This window comes from Acidiphilium sp. PA (genome assembly GCF_026191915.1).
Classification (GTDB): Bacteria; Pseudomonadota; Alphaproteobacteria; order Acetobacterales; family Acetobacteraceae; genus Acidiphilium.
The window spans coordinates 219,619-238,737 of the sequence record NZ_JAIMBY010000001.1; the positions used below are offsets into that span (position 1 = coordinate 219,619).

At 65.5% G+C, this 19,119-nt stretch carries 16 protein-coding genes and 1 pseudogene; 3 read left to right on the plus strand and 14 right to left on the minus strand.

What is annotated here, in order from left to right; translation table 11 throughout:
- Window positions 1-8 precede the first annotated feature (8 nt).
- The 8 genes from AruPA_RS01055 to AruPA_RS01090 form a co-directional block, all read right to left on the minus strand.
- Complete coding sequence (locus AruPA_RS01055; RefSeq protein WP_265634309.1) at window positions 9-1,472, minus strand: NADP-dependent isocitrate dehydrogenase; 1,464 nt, start codon at window positions 1,470-1,472, stop codon at window positions 9-11.
- 121 nt (window positions 1,473-1,593) lie between these two features.
- Window positions 1,594-2,529: a hypothetical protein gene (locus AruPA_RS01060; RefSeq protein WP_265634311.1), complete on the minus strand. Its 936-nt coding sequence runs from the start codon at window positions 2,527-2,529 to the stop codon at window positions 1,594-1,596.
- Entirely contained in the window at window positions 2,502-3,053 is a 552-nt protein-coding gene (locus AruPA_RS01065) for a peroxiredoxin (RefSeq protein WP_265634312.1), read from the minus strand. Before AruPA_RS01065 ends, AruPA_RS01060 begins: the two co-directional genes overlap by 28 nt.
- A gap of 147 nt (window positions 3,054-3,200) precedes the next feature.
- Window positions 3,201-3,407 (minus strand): hypothetical protein, encoded by a 207-nt coding sequence (locus AruPA_RS01070; protein ID WP_265634313.1) that lies wholly within the window; start codon window positions 3,405-3,407, stop codon window positions 3,201-3,203.
- A gap of 83 nt (window positions 3,408-3,490) precedes the next feature.
- Entirely contained in the window at window positions 3,491-4,261 is a 771-nt protein-coding gene (locus AruPA_RS01075) for an ATP-binding cassette domain-containing protein (RefSeq protein WP_265634315.1), read from the minus strand.
- 3 nt (window positions 4,262-4,264) lie between these two features.
- Complete coding sequence (locus AruPA_RS01080) at window positions 4,265-5,308, minus strand: substrate-binding domain-containing protein (protein ID WP_265634316.1); 1,044 nt, start codon at window positions 5,306-5,308, stop codon at window positions 4,265-4,267.
- A 22-nt stretch (window positions 5,309-5,330) separates the two neighbouring features.
- A complete protein-coding gene (locus AruPA_RS01085; protein WP_265634317.1) occupies window positions 5,331-6,383 on the minus strand; it encodes an ABC transporter permease in 1,053 nt (350 codons plus the stop codon).
- Between the two features lie 105 nt (window positions 6,384-6,488).
- Window positions 6,489-6,653, minus strand: a complete 165-nt coding sequence (locus AruPA_RS01090) for a hypothetical protein (protein ID WP_265634318.1) — start codon at window positions 6,651-6,653, stop codon at window positions 6,489-6,491.
- Window positions 6,654-6,761: 108 nt separating this feature from the next.
- On the opposite strand from AruPA_RS01090, the gene AruPA_RS01095 reads away from it, so the two are divergent.
- Window positions 6,762-6,947 carry a Gfo/Idh/MocA family oxidoreductase gene (locus tag AruPA_RS01095; RefSeq protein ID WP_265634319.1) on the plus strand — a complete coding sequence of 62 codons (186 nt, stop codon included), beginning with the start codon at window positions 6,762-6,764 and terminating at the stop codon, window positions 6,945-6,947.
- Window positions 6,948-7,042: 95 nt separating this feature from the next.
- A pseudogene (locus AruPA_RS21755) lies at window positions 7,043-7,237 on the plus strand (Gfo/Idh/MocA family oxidoreductase); the annotation flags it as partial.
- 304 nt (window positions 7,238-7,541) lie between these two features.
- Here the strand turns inward: AruPA_RS21755 and AruPA_RS01100 are convergent.
- Window positions 7,542-11,000 (minus strand): DEAD/DEAH box helicase, encoded by a 3,459-nt coding sequence (locus tag AruPA_RS01100; RefSeq protein WP_265634320.1) that lies wholly within the window; start codon window positions 10,998-11,000, stop codon window positions 7,542-7,544.
- Between the two features lie 269 nt (window positions 11,001-11,269).
- On the opposite strand from AruPA_RS01100, the gene AruPA_RS01105 reads away from it, so the two are divergent.
- On the plus strand, window positions 11,270-12,553 hold the full coding sequence (locus tag AruPA_RS01105; RefSeq protein ID WP_265634322.1) for a chloride channel protein: 1,284 nt from the start codon (window positions 11,270-11,272) through the stop codon (window positions 12,551-12,553).
- A 145-nt stretch (window positions 12,554-12,698) separates the two neighbouring features.
- Here the strand turns inward: AruPA_RS01105 and AruPA_RS01110 are convergent, their stop codons facing one another.
- From AruPA_RS01110 to nusA, 5 genes are all read right to left on the minus strand, one after another.
- On the minus strand, window positions 12,699-13,658 hold the full coding sequence (locus AruPA_RS01110; RefSeq protein ID WP_265634324.1) for an L-threonylcarbamoyladenylate synthase: 960 nt from the start codon (window positions 13,656-13,658) through the stop codon (window positions 12,699-12,701).
- Complete coding sequence (gene rbfA, locus AruPA_RS01115; RefSeq protein WP_265634326.1) at window positions 13,655-14,134, minus strand: 30S ribosome-binding factor RbfA; 480 nt, start codon at window positions 14,132-14,134, stop codon at window positions 13,655-13,657. The genes AruPA_RS01110 and rbfA overlap by 4 nt, the downstream gene beginning before the upstream one ends.
- Entirely contained in the window at window positions 14,104-16,809 is a 2,706-nt protein-coding gene (infB, locus tag AruPA_RS01120) for a translation initiation factor IF-2 (RefSeq protein WP_265634327.1), read from the minus strand. The genes rbfA and infB overlap by 31 nt, the downstream gene beginning before the upstream one ends.
- A 78-nt stretch (window positions 16,810-16,887) precedes the next feature.
- Window positions 16,888-17,589, minus strand: coding sequence for a DUF448 domain-containing protein (locus AruPA_RS01125; protein ID WP_265634329.1), 702 nt, complete (start codon window positions 17,587-17,589; stop codon window positions 16,888-16,890).
- Window positions 17,573-19,087 carry a transcription termination factor NusA gene (gene nusA / locus AruPA_RS01130; RefSeq protein WP_265634331.1) on the minus strand — a complete coding sequence of 505 codons (1,515 nt, stop codon included), beginning with the start codon at window positions 19,085-19,087 and terminating at the stop codon, window positions 17,573-17,575. The genes AruPA_RS01125 and nusA overlap by 17 nt, the downstream gene beginning before the upstream one ends.
- Between the last annotated feature and the right edge of the window lie 32 nt (window positions 19,088-19,119).

Below are 19,119 nucleotides of genomic sequence, written 5' to 3' on the forward strand. Positions count from 1 at the left end.
TCGGGGGCTCAGCCCTCGCCCTGGGGGCGTTCGAAGGCGTCCTTGCCGTCGAAGCGTTGAAGTTTTTCCACATGCATCCACGCGTGGTTCTGGCCGATCTTGCCGACCAGGTCAGCGATGCCTTGCGGCACGTTGCCTTCGGCGGGGGTGAGCAGCATGAAACGACAGTCGAAATGATCGACCAGGAAGGTCTGGCCACCGGTCGAGGGCCAGACCTGCACACCGCGGTTGGAAATCGAATCGAGGCGGAGCGCGCTGCCTTCGGCGATTCTGGTCAGCGAAGCGCCGAGGTCGGCGGCCGATAGATCACTTTCGATGAAGACGTCGACCCCGATCAATTCACGGCTCTTCGGTTCGGTATGGGCGGTCAGGTTGGGCCAGGGCGTGAGGTGCAGCGGGCGGTATTCGCGCGAGGCCAGATTGCTGGAGCGGCCGAGATTGTCGATGATCTGGCCCACGAATTTATCGGTGCCCACACCGTGGCCGCGCGGCGAGAGATCGCCGGTGAGGTTTTCGCCTTCGGCCAGGGTGATGAACAGCGCCTGTTCGATGGTGGCGGCAGTGTCGAAGGCGCCGATGTGACGCAGCATCATGATCGCGGCGGACAGCAGTGCGGTGGGATTGGCCAGCCCCTTGCCGGCGATCTGCGGTGCCGAGCCATGAACCGCTTCGAAAATCGCGGCATGATCGCCAAGGTTGGATGAGGGCGCGATGCCGAGGCCCCCGACCAGCCCGGCCGCGAGATCGGAAATGATGTCGCCGTTCATGTTCGAGGTGACGATCACGTCGAACTGCTCGGGGGCGATGACCAGCTGGTGGGCGCAATTGTCGATGATGATGTGGTCCTGCGCGATGGTGGGGTAATCCGGCCCGACCTGTTCGAACACGCGCTTCATCATGCCCTCGGTAAGTTTCATGATGTTGGCCTTGGTGGCGCAGGTGAGTTTCTTGCGGTCTTCCGCGAGGGCGAGGCCGAAGGCGGCGCGGATGATGCGCTCGCAGCCCGGGCGGGTCATGAGTTTGAGGCATTGGGCGACATCGGGCGTCTGCATATGTTCGATGCCGGCATAGACGTCTTCGACGTTTTCGCGGACGATCACCATGTCGATGCCGCGGCCGGTAAACGGCGTCCTGATGCCCGGGAGTTCCCGGACCGGGCGGATGTTGGCGTAGAGTTCGAAATGTTTGCGTAACGTGACATTGGCGGATTTGGCGCCGTAGCCGACCGGGGTTTCCAGCGGGCCCTTCAGCGCGAGGCCGTTACGGGCGATGCTGTCGAGGGTTTCGCGCGGGGCGCCGGAGGGGATGCCTTTCTTGAACGCAGCGGCGCCGGCCTCGGCGATCTCCCACTCGATCGGGGCATTGGCCGCTTCGAAAATACGGCGGGTCGCATCGAACACTTCAGGGCCGATGCCATCCCCCGGCATGGCAGTGACGCGGGTTTTGGTGATGGTGGGATGAGTGCTGTTCATCGGTGATCCCCTGTCTGGTTCGGTGCGCGTCCTATACGCCGCACCGGGCGGGTGCGCTACCGCAGTGCGGTATGGCAGGGTCGGGTTACCAATTGGTATTGCTGCGGTCGTCGCGATTTCGTCAGCCGAGCGGCAGGAAGCGGTAGTCCATGATCGCGGGCCTTCCAGCATTGATGGCGGTGCGGTGCGAGGCGATGTTCAGCCGGTGGATGGTCCCGGTGATCAGGGTTTCGCTGCCGTGCGTGGTCGCGAGCCGGGCCGCGAGCAAGCGTTGGGCTTGGGCGGCGGCGCCGCGGCCGCGGTGGGCGGGCGCGAGGATTTCCTCGATCATCACATGGCCGTGCAGCCAGTCGATCGGGCCGGGTGCGGTGGCGATCAGGCCGGCGACGGCGCCGTCGATGGTAATGAAATCGAGCGTGCCGTTAGCGTGGCAAGCGGCGAGTTCGGCGGTGTCGGCGGGGTGGAGTTCGGCGGCGAGCGTGGGGTGATCGGCTGCGAAGGCGTCGTACCAGGCAGCGACCTCTGCGGCGGCATCGGCGGGGTTTGGGCAGGGTCGCAGGGCAACGCCTGGGGTGGTCGGGGTTTCGGCCATGACCCCTGCGCGGCCGGCGTGGATGGACTGGTCGATCACGGCGCCGGCGAACTCGGGTTGATTTACGGCGAGCATGCGGAATTGCGTGGGTTTGAAGCGGGACCAGGCGGTGGTGATGGCGGTGCGCCACGCGGGCAGGTCGATCGGGCCGGTCCAGGCGAGGAGTTCGACGAAGGGTTTCGTGCTGTCCTGGCCATAGAAGCGGATGCCGCCGAGCAGCGCGCCGGATGGGGTCGGGATGACTTTATGAAGGTAATCGGCGGGGCAAATGCCTGGCAGATCAAGGTGGTCGGCGAACAGCGCGGCGAATTCAGGGTCGCTGCAGCGGCATAATTGCTGGTAGAGCCAGAGCGGAACGGTCTCCGTGGGAAGACCGAGGGCGGTAAAGCGGGCGATGGTGCCGGAGATAAAGTCAGGCGACCGGTTCGCTGGGTGCATCAGGCGGGCGGGTGTTTGGCGTCCCACGCCTTCACCGCGGCCATGGTGGTGGCGACGTGATGGTCCGGATTTTCGGAGCGGTAGGTTGCGATGATTTTATGGTCAGGGGCGATGACGTAGCTGATGCGGTCGGCGTAGTGGGGGTCGCCGGGCATGACGGCGTGGAAGCTGCGGCTGATGGCGCCGGATTTATCGGAGGCGACGGGGAAGCGGCTGCGGCATTCACTGACCGAGAATTTTTTCAGGATGGCGACACCATCCATCGAGACACCGATGACGGTGGCGTGCAGGGCGTGGAAGGCGGGCATGGCGGTGGCGAAATCATGCGCCTCGATGGTGCAGCCGGCGGTGAACGCGGCGGGGTAAAAATAGAGCACGACGGGGCCGGATTTAAGCGCCCGGTCGAGATTGAACTGGAAGGTCTTGCCGGCCATGGTGGCGGCGGCCGAGAAATCGGGAGCCGTGGCGCCGGGTGCAAGCGGTGCCGCGTAGGCCGGCACGGCGCTGGCGAGGCCGAAGGCAAACAGGATGGCGGCGGCGGATTTCGACATGGGGCGCTCCCGGGGTTGCTATCGTTCTTTGCGGTCACATGGGGTGGGTTTCCTGGTGTGCCAGGGGGCGTATTGGTAGAAGGGAAAGCGTCTTATCTGTAAGAGAGTTCCACCGCCACAGACCCAAATCAAGGCAGTTTTTCCCGCTTACCCATAAACCTGAGCCAATTTGCGCAACCGATAAGGCATGGGAGATGCTTCGGCGAGGGCGTAGCCGCGTCGAGGGATCGTGCTGGCGAGGTCGTGTCGGCGCTTGAAGCGGTACTCGAATTCGGCGCGGTACGAACAGGACCCGGCGATGAGGACGAGCGGCGGGTGGACTTGAGGGGGAAGCGGCGCGGTTCCGATGTCCATTTATGGTACGCTGCTTGATGCTGTTGTGGGTGTGGGTCTGACGCTTGACCGAAGGACCAGCATCAGATGCTCGGCATCCTGCATTATCCTGCGCGTGTCATATCCGCCGATACCGGAATTCCGGTGATCAAACCGACGATTTCGTTCATGGTCGTGCCGTGCCGGTCGAGCACGGCGGCGCTTCGCCCCTGGCGCAACACGAAAATCCGGTCGGACACTTCGAAGACATGCGGCATCGAATGGCTGACCATGAGAACCGCAAAATTGCGTGCCCGTAGTTCCAGGATCAGGTCGAGCACACCACGCGATTCCCGCACGCCGAGCGCCGCCGTCGGCTCATCAAGAATGATCATCTTGCGGCCCCACAAAATGGAACGCGCCACCGCAACACTCTGCCTCTGCCCGCCGGACAGCAACCCGACCGGCTGACGGATCGATTTGAGATTGACCTTGAGCGAACGGATATGGGCCTCCGCCGCCGCGCGCATCCGCTTGCGGTCGAGAAAGAACCGCGACAGGAACCCCGTTCCCGTCAATTCGCGGCCGAGGAACAGATTGGCCTCGGCGTCGAGTTCCGGCACCACCGCCAGGTCCTGATAAACGGTTTCGATCCCGGCGTCGCGCGCGTCATGGGGAGAGGTGAACACCACCGGCGTGCCTTCGAAGCGGATTTGTCCGGCGCTTGGCTGTACCGCGCCGGACATGATCTTCACCAGGGTTGATTTTCCCGCGCCGTTGTCACCGACCAGCGATACGATCTCCCCTGGCATGATCGCGAAATCGACCCCGTCGAGCGCGCGCACGGGTCCATAGTTCTTGCGGATGCCGTGCAGGCTCAGGATGGGACCGGGCATGATCTACGTCGCCATGCACCCGACCGGAGCCTCCTTGAACGCCCGTGCCGCACCCGCGGGCGTCGCGGCCTCTTTCCATATCTTCGCCCAGTGATCGGCGTTCGCCTTGGTCACCACCGGCATGTGCTGCGGCACCAGCTTGGGGTAACGGCATTGTTTGTTGGTCAGCATGTTGTGGATGATGCTGACGGTCTGATACCCCCAGCCCCAGTAATCCTGACCGACCAACGCCTGCACATAGCCTTTCTGCACGAGGGGAATTTCCGGCGCCAATACATCCGACCCGATGATCTTGACCTTGCCGTGATTGGAAATCAGTTTGGGCATCGCCGCAACCTTGCCAAAGAACGCGACCGCCGCGACATTGACGATCGCTTTGGCGTCCGGATGCGCGGTAAGCAGATTGTTCATCAGTTCCTGCCCCTTGGTCAGATCGTCATCGTCGAAATACGGGCCGAGGAACTCGATCCCCTTGTGCTTGCCCATCGCCTGCTTCACGCCGGCCAGCCGCGCGTTGAGATTGGTCGCACCGGGGCCGCCCGAAACCAAAATCACCTTGCCCGCCGGCTTGCCCATGAGTTTGAGCGCCTCTTCACCCATCCGAGCCCCCATCTTGGTGTTATCGACCCCATAATAGACTGCGCGCTTGCTGCCCGGCACATCGGAATCCCAGGTGATGGCCACAATCCCCTTCTCGACCGCCTCGTTGATCGGCGCGATCAGAGGCTGCGGCGCATTGGCATCGATCGCCATGCCGTCGACATGGCGGGTGATCAAATTCTGAATGATCTCGGCTTCCTGGCTGGCATCGGAGGTCGCTGACGCGGTCCAGATCAGATCGACGTCGCCGAGTTCCTTGGCCCGCTGCATCGCACCGTAATGGGCGGTGTAGAAGACCGGGTTATCGAGTGATTTCGGCACCACGGCAATGCTGTAGCGCTTTGCCGCGCGCGCGATCGCGGGCATCGCCAGCCCGGCGACCGCGACCGCGCCGGTCGTCTTGATCAGGCTCCGGCGCGTTGGTTGAATGACGAACATACGGGTCATCGATTTCCTCCTTGGTTGTTGTTCATGCGACTTGCAGCCGTTCCAGCCGGCGGCGCAGAATATCGATCGACGCCGCAGCGATGATCACCAGCCCGGTGATCAGTTGCTGCCAGTATCCGGCCATGCCGAGCAGGACGATGCCATCGTTGATCACGCCGAGCAGTGCGGCACCGATCAGCACGCCGGGGATCGTGCCGCGCCCGCCGGCGAGGCTGGTGCCCCCGATGATCACGGCCGCGATCACCTTCAACTCATAGCCGGTCGCGGCATCCGGCAGGGCCGTGCCAGCCTTGGCGGTGAGCAGCATGCCGCCGATCGCTGCGAGCATGCCTGACGCGACATAGAGCTTGAGTTTCAGGCGATTCACGTTGAGCCCGAGCAGCCGCGCGGCCTGCTCATTGCCGCCCAAGCCGTACACATGGCGACCGAACGGCCGCGTCGTCATCACCACATGCACCAGCACCCCGAGCCCGAGCATGATCAGCACCGGGTTCGGAATACCCAGCACGCTGCCGGTGCCGAACGCCGAGAACACCGCGCCGGCGCCGTGGTCGGGTGGTGTGACGGCCATGCCCTGAACCACACCGAATGTCAGGCCGCGCACGATGCTGAGCGAACCGAGCGTCGTGATGAACGGATTGAGCCCGATCCGCGTAATAACGAGACCGTTGGCCAGCCCAACCGCGGCACCCGCGGCCAACCCGGCCAGGATCGCGAGCACCAGCCCCAGGCCCGATGACAGCACGAGTGCCGCAATCATCCCCGCGAACCCCATCGTCGAGCCCACCGACAGATCGAGCCCGCCGCCGATCATCACCATGGCCTCACCGAATCCGGCGATGCAGATCCACGAGAAATAGACCGCAACGGTGCCGATGATATTGCTGGAACTGAGAAAATACGGCGACGCCAGGCTCAGGCTGCCCGAAATCACCACCAGGGCAATCAAAACGCCGGTCCAGGGCAGCAAGAAAAAATCGATGACCCGCCGCAGTGTGCCGCCTGTCGCGACAAGTGATACGCGCTTGTCGGGCGATGATTCCCCTGAATCAGTCTGAACCGGCGGCTCCCCCATGGCGATCCTTGAAACGGATTTCGTCTGTTACGCCAATTTATTGGCCGTTCGCCTCAGTGCGTCAATGTTTTAAATCGCCTTCGACAAGATGTGATAAATCCTGCGCTATGCTGAAGCGCGCCGCTCCGCGTCTGCAATCGCGAGCGGCATTGCCAGAGCCATGGTCGCGGAGAGCGAACGGAACGCGCCGAAATCCGCATCCGTAACGTGAAGGTGCACCTGCGCGCCATCCGACAGCGGGTTGAACGCTGAATCCGTGATCGCGATCACCGCGCCTCCACACGCGCGCGCGCAGAACTGATCACAATCATTTCGAAAGATCCAGCGCCACCGCCAATCGCCTATATCGCGCGATCGGGCGGATTGTTTCGCGACATGATGATCCATGATTTTGACATGGCACGGTTTCTGCTCGGCGAAGAACCGGTCGAACTTCACGCCTGGGGCAGCGCGTTAGTCGATCCGGAAATCGGAGCGGCAGACGATATCGATACCGCCGTCGTGACGCTCAGGACCGCAGGGGGCACACTGATCAGTATCTCCAATTCCCGGCGCGCCACGTAGGGTTACGACCAACGGATTGAGGTGCATGGCAGCCAGGGCATGCTGGCTGCCGCCAACCAGAGGGAAACCAGTGTAACCGAAGCGAGCGCACCGGTTATCGCACCGGCCGCGCCCTGCCATTCTTCCTTGAACGCTACAGGGCCGCTTATCGGGCCGAGCTGGATGCGTTCATAACAACCCTCACCACCTATACGAAGCCCTCGCCTGACGGTAATGACGGCTTAGCCGCGCAACGCCTGGCGGATGCAGCCAGCTACTCTGCAAAATCCGCAGCTGGCGTCCGGCTATGAATGAGGGGTCGATCACGCTTTTTGACGACAAGCCACTGGCCAAACCGCCCTCATTCCTCCCCTCATATTGATACCGCAACCATCGTTCAGGGAGTATTGCGCGGGCGCGGCCGCAGAAATCGAAATCGCTCGATCCGGATCCTCTTCGTTTGAATGTCGTGACTGCCCGCGCTCCCCGGTGCAGGATTGCAAGGTGGCCCGCCAATCCGTCCTGATTTCTACAGCCTGCAATGGTTCCGCAGGGATAGCCCCCGCCTTGCTGTCGCTCAGCGCCCCCACCACGCCTCGCCAGCCGCTGCCCATGTCACGAGAACAAATCGTCGATGTCGGCTTCGCTGAAGGCGAGTGTCTCGCCGGCGGCGTTATCGAACAGGCCTTCCGCGAGTTGGCGTTTGCGCAGTTTGAGTGCCTCCATTTTTTCTTCGACGCTGTCGGCCACCACCAGCCGGTGCACGAACACGGGGTTGGGCTGGCCGATGCGATGGGCGCGGTCGGTGGCCTGATCTTCGACGGCGGGGTTCCACCACGGGTCGTAGTGGATCACGGTATCGGCCGCGGTGAGATTGAGGCCCACGCCGCCGGCTTTCAGGCTGATCAGAAAAATCGGCACGTCGCCGCCCTGGAACTGGCTGATCGGCGTCTGCCGGTCGCGTGTGTCGCCGGTGAGTTTGACCCACCGCAACCCGGCTTCGGCGAGCATGGCTTCAATCAGTGCAAGCATGCTGGTGAATTGTGAAAAAATCAGGATGCGCCGGCCATCGGCGACCAGTTCCGGCACCATCTCCGCGAGCCGATCGAGCTTGGCGGAAGCGACGCCCTCCGCCCGGTTGCCCGGCAGTTTGAGCAGGCGGGGATCGCAACAGGTCTGGCGCAGGCGCAGCAGCGCCTCGAGGATCACGATATGGCTGCGCGCCAGGCCCTTCGCCGCAATCGCCTCGCGCACCTTGTTGTGCATGGCAAGGCGGATGCCTTCGTACAGATTGCGCTGTTCGGCCTCCATGCTGACGGATTCGACGATTTCGGTCTTGGGCGGCAGTTCGGCGGCGACCAGCGCCTTGGTCCGGCGCAGCAGAAACGGGCGCACATAGCGGGCGAGCAGTTGCTGGCGTTCGGGATCGCCCTGTTTTTCGATCGGATGGCGCCAGCGTTTCTGGAACGTCTTGCGATCCCCGAGCAGTTCGGGCGCCAGAAACGCGAACAGCGACCACAACTCGCCCAGGTTGTTCTCGAGCGGCGTGCCGGTCAGGCACAGCCGGTGCCGGGTCTGCAGCCCGCGCATCAGGCGTGAGGTCAGGGCGTTGGGATTCTTGATGATCTGCGCTTCATCGAGCACCACAATGTGCCATTGCTGCGCGTGCAGCACCTCATGATCGCGGGCGAGCAGCGGGTAGGTGGTGATCACCAGATCATGGGCCGCGATCTCGGCAAACCGCGCGGCGCGATCCGGCCCGTGCAGCACCAGCACGCGCAGTGCGGGCGCGAAGCGTTCGGCCTCGCGCTGCCAGTTCACCACCAGGCTGGTCGGCGCGATGATCAACGCCGGCTGATCGAGCCGGCCTTCGGCCTGTTCGATCAGAATATGGGCGAGCGCCTGCACGGTCTTACCCAGGCCCATCTCATCGGCCAGAATGCCCGCCAGGCCGCCCTTGCGCAGAAACTGCAACCAATCGACACCCTGCGCCTGATACGGCCGCAGATCGGCGGTGAAACCCGGCGGGATCACCGCGGGCGGAATCCTGCCGGTCTCGCCGAGCATCCGCCCCAGCCGGCGCAGCGTCTCACCGCCGGACCAGGTCGTGTCCGCCGCACCGCTCGCCTGTTCGAGAGCCGCGAGCAGCGCCGCATCGTAGGTGGAAACCCGAAACGCGCCCGCCCCATCGCGCGATGTCGCGGCGAGCAGATCATGGATCGCGCGCACGATCGGCAGCAGCCGCGCGCGCGACATTGCGAACACGCGGCGATCGGGCAGCGGCAGATAGAAGGGCTCGTCCGGCTCATCCAGCCCGTCCTCGTCGCGCCCGGCATCCTCATCCGCCGCGCCACCCCACGCCTCCAGCGACCAGCCCTCGCTGCTGATCAGATCGATCACGGCCGGCAGCAGATCGATCCGCTCGCCATCGACCACGATGCCGAGATCGAGATCGAACCAATCCACTCCGCTGCCCGTGGCCTCGGAACGCTCGTTGAGCGTCGCGGTGAGCGGCGCGTCATCGCCCTTGACAAGCCGGACCGGCAGATCATCCGCGATGATCACCTCCCAGCCCGCCGCCCGCAGTTGCGGCGCATCGTGATAAAAGAAATCCAGCCAGTCGAGTTCGGAATCGATCTCACCAATCGCCAGTACCAGCTCCCCCGCCGCTTTGCTGGCACCACTCGTCGCCGTCTTGAACCCCATCGTGACCAGTTGCCGCATCGCATCGGCTTCGCCCGCCTCGTCGCGCACGACCGCAAGGATCGCCGTCCCCTTGGTAAAGCGCGGCAGCGTGCGCTCGTCATGCGCCGCCACCTCGAACGCGCCGTAGCGAAACCCGAGGCGGGCGACACTGATGGTCGCGACCGCGCCATGCGCATTGCGGTAACCGCCCATCCAGGCAGGCAGGGTGATTTTGCGCGGCTCGATCCGCAGCACCGGCACCGGCGGCACCGCAATCTCCTCCGGCGCCGCCAGCACCGGCGGCGCGTGCGGCGCCACCGCCGGCACGTCGCGCGCCAGGCGCGTCCGCAACGCCTCGGCCTGCTCCGGCGGCACCGGCGGTGCCGCAAGCAGCGTATCGGCCAACCGATCCGCAAGCCCGGTCCGCACCGGTTGCGCGCGCCCGATATCGGGCGTGATGCACCATGGCGGCGTCAGGCGCACCGCGATCGCGGTGTCGGGATGCTCGAAGGTCGGGCTCTGGCTGCCATCCTCGTTCAGCGCCCAGACGATGCCGGCCTCGAGCGGTGGCCCCGCCTGCATCACCACCCCGGTCACCGCCTCCCACCGCCCGCGCCCGGTCGCAAGGATCGCCTGCAGCAGCGCATTCCCCTCGACCCCGCTCAGCCGCACGACGTACCCGCTCGTCGCCCCGCGCTGCGCGAGGCGCGACAGGCGCGGCAGGATCTCCCGGTCCGACGGGCGCAGAAACTTCGTCCCCCCGACCCCGCGATCATCGAGCGTTCCCGGATCATAGGACGAATGCGCGGCCGACAGCGTGCCATCCTTGAGCAGCCGCACCGAAACCGCCTCGATCCCCAGATCCGACACCTGCGGGTTGGGTCCGGGCAGCGGCTTGAACACATAGATCAACCGCTGGCTGACATCTGCCGGATAATCCTCGTCCGCCCCCGCCTGCGCCAGACGCAGATCGTTCATCCAGATCTGCAATCGCGGCGACAGGCTGCCGGTCACCGGCGCCGCATTCGTCTGCGCCGCCGCCAGGCGCCGGCGCTGATCAGGCTGCGCCGCGTGCAGCAATGTCGCGACGACATGCTTGCAATTCTGCGCAACCGGGCAGGTGCATTCGCCCGCGTACAAAAACCCCCGGACACCACGGCGCGCCGAAACCCGCACCCGATAAGGCAGCGGTTCGGTGCCGATCACCTCGGCGGTCAGCAGCGTGCCGGCGTTTTCCAGCGCGACCGACGCCACCTGCCCCCGCTTGGCATAGGCCTCTCCCCGCAAGACAGTTTCACGGCCGAAGATCGGCGGCAATTTTTCGGGGATCAGGCCCGCCAGCACATCCAGGATCGGCAGCGCCCCAGGCGATTCGACGGACCGGCTCACGCGATCACACGACGTTGCAGCAATTCAGGACCGAACAAACGCATACACCCCTTCTCTCGGCCGCCACTTCGCCCGGCCGGACCCCTCGTTATAGACAAGCTGGCCCCGAACCCAAGGGGGACGGGTTGCACCGCGACCCGCATCTCCGGCTTTTCGTCACCGGACCGGTCCCGCGCCCGCAAGCCGCCCCCACAGTCGCGACCCTTGCCGCCCCAACCCCGCCCCGGCATACCAACCGGCTTGGCATGATCCCGCAGGAGGCAGTACGAATGGCGACCACCAGGCGAAATCTCATTTTTGCGCTCGCCGCCATCATCACCGGCCTGATCTCCATCGCCTTCGGCCTCGGCGTCGATCGGGCGAGCACCATCTTCGCCCGCATCACGGCGCACCATCGCTGGCTTGTGTTCATCCTCTGCCCCGCCGGTTTCGCCCTGATCGTCACCCTCACCCGCCGCGTCTTCCCCGGCGCGCAAGGCTCGGGCATTCCCCAGGCGATGGCCGCACTCCAGATGCAGGATGCCGCCGGGGTCGATGCCGTGCTCTCCGTGCGGATCGCCACCGGCAAATTCCTGCTCACCCTGCTCGGCTTCATGGTCGGCGCCTCGATCGGCAAGGAAGGCCCGACCGTGCAGATCGGCTGCGCGGTGATGAACGTGTGCGGCCGCATCGGGCTGGAACGCAGCCACGCCCTGCAACGCCTGCTCATCCTGGCCGGCGGTGCCGCCGGCATCACCTGCGCCTTCAACGCGCCGGTCGCCGGCATCATCTTCGCGATCGAGGAAATGGCCCGCAGTTTCGATGACCGGCAGGTCCGCTCGATCATCCTGGCCGCCTTCGTCAGCGGCGTCACCCTGTTTCTCGCCCTCGGCTACCACCCGTATTTCGGCCTGTCCCCCGCATTGCTGCCGATCGGGGCGGACTGGCTCGCGGTCCCGATCTGCGCTGGCATCGGCGGCATCGCCGGCGGTGCCTTCGCGCGCATCCTGGTCAAACCCGCGCAATTCATGCCCGGCCCGATCAACCGCCTCGCGACCAGCCGGCCGGTCGCCTTCGCCGCGCTGTGCGGGCTCATCCTCGCCGCCATCGGCTTCGCCTCACACGGCCAGGTGTTCGACGCCAGCTACGGCCAGGCCCGCGCCGCACTCACCCAAGGCATCATGCCGCCGCTCGATTTCGCGCCGCTGAAATTCGTCTCCACTCTCGTCTCCTACCTGTCCGGCATTCCCGGCGGCATCTTCGCCCCCTCGCTCGCGGTCGGCGTCGGCATCGGCACCGGCTTCGCCCACCTCCTGCCCGGCCTGCCGGTCGCAGGCTTCGCCATGATCGGCATGGCGGGCTATTTCTCAGGCGTCGTGCAGTCACCACTCACCGCAACCGCCATCGTCATCGAAATGACCGCCAACCCCGCCATGACCGTCCCGGTCGGCATCGCCGCCATCCTGGGCACCATGGCCTCGCGACTGGTCTGTAAGACACCCGTCTATCACGCGATGGCGCAGCAGTTTCTCCGCGTGGTTGAGCGGCCGGCGCCGGTTACCGAAAGCGTATAGTAGAAAGGAAGCGCTTCTTTTTTGTAAAAAAGAAGCAAAAAACTTTCTTTAATCTGGGGCAGGGGCGTTGGAACCGGCACTGGCCCAAATTAAAGAAGTTTTTTTTGCTTCTTTTTTGTTCACAAAAAAGAAGACTCCGTCTCCCTCACCGAGGCGCCGCCGCTCGCCGCAACCGATCATTGATCGCCGCCCCCAGCCCCTCATGCGGCACCGGCGCCGCCGCAATCCCCGCCAATCCCGCCGCCACCGATGCCGCGTCCAGCCGATGCAGCGCCTCGAACAAATGCGCCGCCGCCTCCCGCAGATCGCCCGCCGCCGACAAATTCACCGCCACCGGCGCCGTAACCACCGCCGGCCCGAACCCGAGCCAGGATTCCCGCTCGCCCGGCGCCACGGCATCGAGCCGGATCGGCAGCGACGGCGCATAATGCGACCGCATCATCCCGGGCGCAATAATCCTCCCCGCATCCGCCCCCCACGCAACCGGGCCGATCACCGCCTCCAGCGCCTCACGCGCAACGCCGCCGGGCCGCAGAATCGTCGCTGTCTCCGTGGTCAGATCGACAATGGTGGATTCCACCCCCACGCTGGTCGGCCCGGAATCCAGCACCGCCGCAATCCGCCCGGCCAGATCCCCATGCACATGCGCCGCGCGGGTCGGGCTCAGCCGGCCGGACCGATTGGCCGAAGGTGCCGCAATCGGCACACCCGCCGCCTCGATCACCGCGCGCGCCGTGGCATGGCCCGGCACCCGCACCGCCAGGCTCGCGAGCCCCGCCGCCGCCAAGCTGGAAACCCTGCTTTCGGCACGGCGCGGCAACACCAGCGTCAAAGGCCCCGGCCAGAACGCCTCAGCCAGACGCCACGCCCGCTCATCCGCAATCACGTGAACAAAAGCCCGCGCCGCATCGGGAAAATGGCAGATCAGCGGATTGAACTGCGGCCGCCCCTTCGCCGCATAAATCCCCGCAACCGCATCCCCATCAGTCGCATCCGCTCCCAGCCCATAAACCGTCTCGGTGGCGAACGCGACGACATGGCCCGTTCGCAACAACAATGCCGCCCGCGCAATGCCATCGGCATCATCGCGCAGAATCTCGGTCATGCCTCGTCGGGGTCGGGTGCCGGCGGCAGATCGCGCGCCACTTCCGGGCTATGCAGCAACCGGTTGATCCGGGTCGCCTCATCGAGCGCCATATCGGCTTGAAAATGCAGCTCCGGCACGAATTTCGTCCGCATCCCCTGCCCGATCGCGCTGCGCAGAAACGGCCCGACCCGCTTGAGCGCCGGCAGCAGCGGATCGGTCGGAACATTGCCCAGCCGCGAGACAAACACCGTCGCGTGTTTCAAATCCGGGCTCATCCGCACCTCTGCCACCGTCAGATGCACCCCGATCAGATCGGGATCCCGAAACTCGGTGCGCGCCAGAACGGCCGAAAGCCGATGCCTGATATCCTCGGCCACCCGCCGCATCCGCTGCGACGGGCCGTCCTGCACCTTGCCGGCTACGCTGGCCCGGTCGGTCCTGCCCCGCCCGCTGCCCGCGCCGGTCATGCCGGAACGAGTTCGGTCTCGTAGCATTCCACCACATCGCCTTCGCGAATATCGCCGAAACCAGCGAAGGACAGGCCGCATTCATAACCGCGCGCCACTTCGCGCACATCGTCCTTGAACCGCTTGAGCTGCGACAGTTCGCCCTGATGCACCACCACGCCCTCGCGCAGCAGCCGCACGCCGGCGCCGCGCTTGACCAGCCCTTCGGTGACATAACAACCCGCCACCTTGCCGGTCTTGGTGATGTTGAACACCTGGCGGATCTCCGCATAGCCCAGGAATTTCTCGCGATGCACCGGTGCGAGCTTGCCCTTGACCAGCTTTTCGATGTCGTCAGCCACCTGATAGATGATGCTGAAATACCGGATATCGACGCCGTCCCGGTTCGACAGCGCGCGCGCCTGCGCGTTGGCCCGCACGTTGAACCCGACCACGATCGCATCGGATGCCTTGGCAAGCTGCACATCGCTCTCGGTGATCTGCCCGACCGCGGCGAGCAGCACCCGCACCCGCACCTCGTCATTGCCGAGCTTGGTCACCAGCGCCTGGATCGCCTCGGCGCTGCCCTGCACATCCGCCTTGATCAGCAGGGCAACTTCCTTCTGCTCACCCGCCTGAATGCGCGCCAGCATCTGATCGAGCGTACCGCGCGCCGCCGCACCGGCCACCGCGTTGGTCTCGCGCTGACGGCGCTGACGGAACTCGGCGATCTCGCGCGCCCTGCCCTCGTCCTCGACCACCACGAACGCCTCACCGGCCGACGGTACGCCCGACATGCCGAGAATCTCGACCGGCACCGAAGGCCCGGCGCTGGTCACCGGCTTGCCATGCTCATCGAGCATCGCCCGCACGCGACCCTGTTCGGTCCCCGCCACCACGATATCGCCCTGTTTGAGCGTACCCTTCTGCACCAGAATGGTCGCCACCGGCCCGCGCCCACGGTCGAGCCGCGATTCGATCACCGCACCCTCCGCGCTGCGATCGGGGTTGGCCTTCAGATCGAGAATTTCCGCCTGCAGCAGAATGGCTTCCTGCAACCGGTCGAGCCCCTCGCGCTTCAACGCCGAGACTTCGACATCCTGCGTCTCACCGCCCATTTCCTCAACCGCGATGTCATATTGCAGCAACTCGCTGCGCACCCGCGTCGGGTTGGCATCCGGCCGGTCGATCTTGTTGATCGCCACGATAATCGGCACGTTCGCCGCCTTGGCGTGGCGGATCGCCTCGATCGTCTGCGGCATCACCCCATCATCGGCGGCCACGACCAGCACGACAATGTCGGTCACCTGCGCGCCCCGCGCCCGCATCGCGGTGAACGCCTCATGGCCCGGCGTATCGATGAAGGTCATCCGCTCGCCGCTCGGCAGCGTCACCTGATAGGCACCGATATGCTGCGTGATCCCCCCCGCCTCACCGGCGGCAACACTGGTCGAACGCAACGCATCGAGCAGACTGGTCTTGCCGTGATCGACATGGCCCATAATGGTCACCACCGGCGGCCGTGGCCGCAGATCGGCATCGGCATCCACCACGCCCTCGAGGCCGATTTCGACATCGCCTTCCGAAACGCGCTTCGATTTATGGCCGAATTCCTCCACCACGATCTCAGCGGTATCCGCATCGATCGATTGCGTCGCCGTCGCCATCACGCCCAGCTTCATCAGCGATTTGACGACGTCCGGCACCCGCGCCGCCATACGGTTGGCGAGTTCCTGGACCGTAATGGTTTCCGGCAGAATAACATCTCGCACGACGCGCACCTGATCTGAACGGAGCATTTCGAGTTCGGCCTGGCGACGCTCCCGGTCGCGCTGCCGACGAACCGAGGCGAGCGAGCGCACCCGCTCATCCTCGCCCGATATGGCGGCCTGCACATCGATCCGGGCGCCGCCACGGCGACGATCATCCACCACTTTCTTCGCGGGCGGCGCCACCGGCTTGCGCGCCGGCAATGCACCACCCCCGCCACCCGGGCGGCGGGCGACGCGCGGCGCTTCGTCCTCATCCTCACGGCCACCGGCGCGGCCGGCTTTCAGGCGCAGCGTCTCCGGCGTCACGGCAGCGGCGGGCGTGCTCGTCGCCGGCCGGCGCGGCGGCGGCGGCGCATCAACCCGGCGCGGCACCGGCGCAGGCGGTGCGGCCGGCGTCGGCGTTACCGCTGCGGCATCACGCGCGGCCGGCGCTTCGACCGGGTCCACCGGCTCGGCCACCGGCGCGGCCGGCGGTCTTGCCGCCTCTTCCTCGCGACGGCGCGATTCTTCCTCGATCCGCTTGCGATTTTCCTCTTCCGCCAGCTTCGCCGCCTCTTCCTCGCGGCGGCGTGCTTCCTCGGCGGCGGACAGGATCGAAATCGTCTCCTGCTCCCGCCGCTCGGCATCGCGCCGTGCGGATTCGCGCTGCTGATCGGCCACGGCCCGCTGGCGCGCGGCCTGCTCGGTCGCGGTCAGGCTGCGCGGCACCGGTGTCACGGTATTGCCGCCACGCACGGGTGCCGGCGCCGGCCGCGTCGCGGTCGACTCAGCGGAAGCGCCCGGCGCACCGCCGCGCTTCTTGCGCACCTCGACCTGCACCACTTTCGAGCGGCCATGGCTGAAGCTCTGCCGCACCGATCCGGCATCGACCGTACGGCCAAGCTCGGTCCGGTTCGCCGGCCGCAGCGAGAGCCGCCCTTTGGTTTCGCCTTGATCCTGCTCGTCGCTCATACAATCCGGTCCGTATTCAATTCGGTTTCTTAGTCTCGTCACCCGCGGCACCAGCCGCAGGCATCGCCAAAATCCGGGTCACCCCGGCTGCGGCTCTCTCTGCCCGCTCTCCGCCGCACTGGCAATGTCCCCGGCGATCGCCGCGGGACGAACCCCTGCCAGTCTGGCGGCCTCGATTGCGATCATACCGGCCAGTTTGCCGGGTCCGATCGAAACATGCACGGTGCGCTCACGCCCGAACACCGCTCCCAGCCGCTGGGCCGAAAGCGGCCGCACCATCGCGACCTTGTGATGGCCCCGTACCCTGGCCTGTTCCGCCTCGCTCCCGTCGGATGCCATGACCAGCAAGCCCGTCTGCCCGGCCGCCAGCCGTTCCTTCACCTTCTCGAACCCGCCGACCGCCGCGCCCGCGCGCCTGGCCAGCCCCAGCAACTCGACGACCCGATTTTCCAGAACCTGCTCGACCCGATCGGCCAGCCGTTCCGGGATCACCAGCCGCTTGCCCGCGGCCTTGCCGAACACGCCGCGCTTGACCGCCATCTCTATCACATCCCGCCGCGCACTCAACCACAGGCCACGCCCGGGCAGGGTTGCAGCGACGTCGAACAACAGCGCATCGCCCAGCATGGTCGAATCGGGCCCCACCACGAAGCGCAGCATCGTCGCGCGCTCCTGGCGTTCCCGCGTGACCAGGCACCGGCGCAGCGGACCGGCATGATCGGCCGCGTCGTCCTCGATCGCCCCGGTATCACCCGGCTCGGAATCAGGCAGGTGTTTCATCCCCTTCGAACCAATGCGCGCGCGCCGCCATGATGATGCCATTGGCGCTCTCCTCATCGAGCGCCTCCTTGCCGACGATGTCGATCAGCTCATCGCTCGCCAGATCACCCAGATCATCCAGCGTCTTCACGCCGGCCTCACCCAGGGCGACCAGCATCGCCGGCGACAGCCCCTCGAGATCGGCCAACGCGTCGCTCACGCCCAGCGCGGTGCGCTTGCCTTCCAGCTCGGCCGCCCGCTTCTCGATCGCGGTCTCCGCGCGGCGCTGCAGTTCGGCCGCGATGCCCTCATCGAACCCCTCGATCGAGGCCAGTTCGTCCAACGGTGTAGAAGCCAAGTCTTCGATCCCTTCAAATCCTTCGGTGACAAGCAAGCCGGCGATCACGTCATCGACGTCGAGCGCATCGACGAACAGATGCGAGCGCCGGCGGAATTCTTCCTGGCGCCGCTCGCTCTCTTCGGCCTCGGTCAGAATATCGATGTCCCAGCGCGTCAGCTGCGAGGCCAGCCGCACGTTCTGACCCCGCCGGCCGATCGCCAGCGACAATTGCGTATCCGGCACCACGACCTCGACCTTGCCGGCCTCCTCGTCGAGCACGACTTTCGAAACCTCGGCCGGCGCCAGCGCATTGACCACGAAGGTGGCGGGGTTGGGCGACCAGGGAATGATGTCGATCTTCTCGCCCTGCAGCTCGGCCACCACCGCCTGCACGCGCGATCCACGCATACCGACGCACGCGCCGACCGGATCGATCGAGGCATCCCGCGAAATCACCGCCATCTTCGCGCGCGACCCCGGATCCCGCGAGACCGCCTTGATCTCGATGATCCCCTCGTAAATCTCCGGCACTTCCTGCGCGAACAGCTTGGCCAGAAACCCCGGATGGGTGCGCGATAAAAAAATCTGCGGCCCGCGCGGCTCCTCGCGCACGTCGTAAATGAACGCCCGCACCCGATCGCCATTGTGCAGATTCTCGCGCGGAATCGTCTCATCGCGCCGCAGCAGCGCCTCGGACCGGCCGAGGTCAACCATCAGATTGCCGTACTCGGTCCGCTTGACGACCCCGGTAATGATCTCGCCGACCCGGTCCTTGAACTCGTCATACTGGCGCTTGCGCTCATATTCGCGCACCCGCTGCACGATCACCTGCTTGGCGGTCTGTGCCGCGATCCGCCCGAAATCGATCGGCGGCAACGGATCGATCAGATGCCCGCCCAGCTCGATATCGGGTTTGAACTTCCGCGCGATGTGCAGCGGAATCTGCGTCTCCTCGTTTTCCACCACCTCGACCGCCTCGGTCCAGCGTGACAGGCGCACATCACCGGTCTTGCGGTCGATCGTCGCACGAATATCCTTCTCGTGCCCGTATTTGGCGCGGCCGGCTTTCTGGATGGCCTGTTCCATCGCTTCCAGCACTTCGTCGCGGTCGATCTGCTTTTCGCGGGCGACAGCGTCGGCGACGAGGAGCAGTTCGGGGCGGGCAATCGCGGTGTCCATGGAAATCTCGCTCTTTTGCTCTGAATGGTTCG

Bases quoted from the DNA above. Each gene is read 5' to 3' on its own strand.
- AruPA_RS01070 (WP_265634313.1), bottom strand. From the start codon at position 3,407: ATGGACATCGGAACCGCGCCGCTTCCCCCTCAAGTCCACCCGCCGCTC.
- AruPA_RS01105 (WP_265634322.1), top strand. From the start codon at position 11,270: ATGGCGACCACCAGGCGAAATCTCATTTTTGCGCTCGCCGCCATCATC.
- AruPA_RS01075 (WP_265634315.1), bottom strand. From the start codon at position 4,261: ATGCCCGGTCCCATCCTGAGCCTGCACGGCATCCGCAAGAACTATGGA.
- AruPA_RS01055 (WP_265634309.1), bottom strand. From the start codon at position 1,472: ATGAACAGCACTCATCCCACCATCACCAAAACCCGCGTCACTGCCATG.
- AruPA_RS01125 (WP_265634329.1), bottom strand. From the start codon at position 17,589: ATGAAACACCTGCCTGATTCCGAGCCGGGTGATACCGGGGCGATCGAG.
- AruPA_RS01085 (WP_265634317.1), bottom strand. From the start codon at position 6,383: ATGGGGGAGCCGCCGGTTCAGACTGATTCAGGGGAATCATCGCCCGAC.
- AruPA_RS01110 (WP_265634324.1), bottom strand. From the start codon at position 13,658: ATGACCGAGATTCTGCGCGATGATGCCGATGGCATTGCGCGGGCGGCA.
- AruPA_RS01095 (WP_265634319.1), top strand. From the start codon at position 6,762: ATGATCCATGATTTTGACATGGCACGGTTTCTGCTCGGCGAAGAACCG.
- AruPA_RS01065 (WP_265634312.1), bottom strand. From the start codon at position 3,053: ATGTCGAAATCCGCCGCCGCCATCCTGTTTGCCTTCGGCCTCGCCAGC.
- rbfA (WP_265634326.1), bottom strand. From the start codon at position 14,134: ATGCTACGAGACCGAACTCGTTCCGGCATGACCGGCGCGGGCAGCGGG.
- nusA (WP_265634331.1), bottom strand. From the start codon at position 19,087: ATGGACACCGCGATTGCCCGCCCCGAACTGCTCCTCGTCGCCGACGCT.
- AruPA_RS01080 (WP_265634316.1), bottom strand. From the start codon at position 5,308: ATGACCCGTATGTTCGTCATTCAACCAACGCGCCGGAGCCTGATCAAG.
- infB (WP_265634327.1), bottom strand. From the start codon at position 16,809: ATGAGCGACGAGCAGGATCAAGGCGAAACCAAAGGGCGGCTCTCGCTG.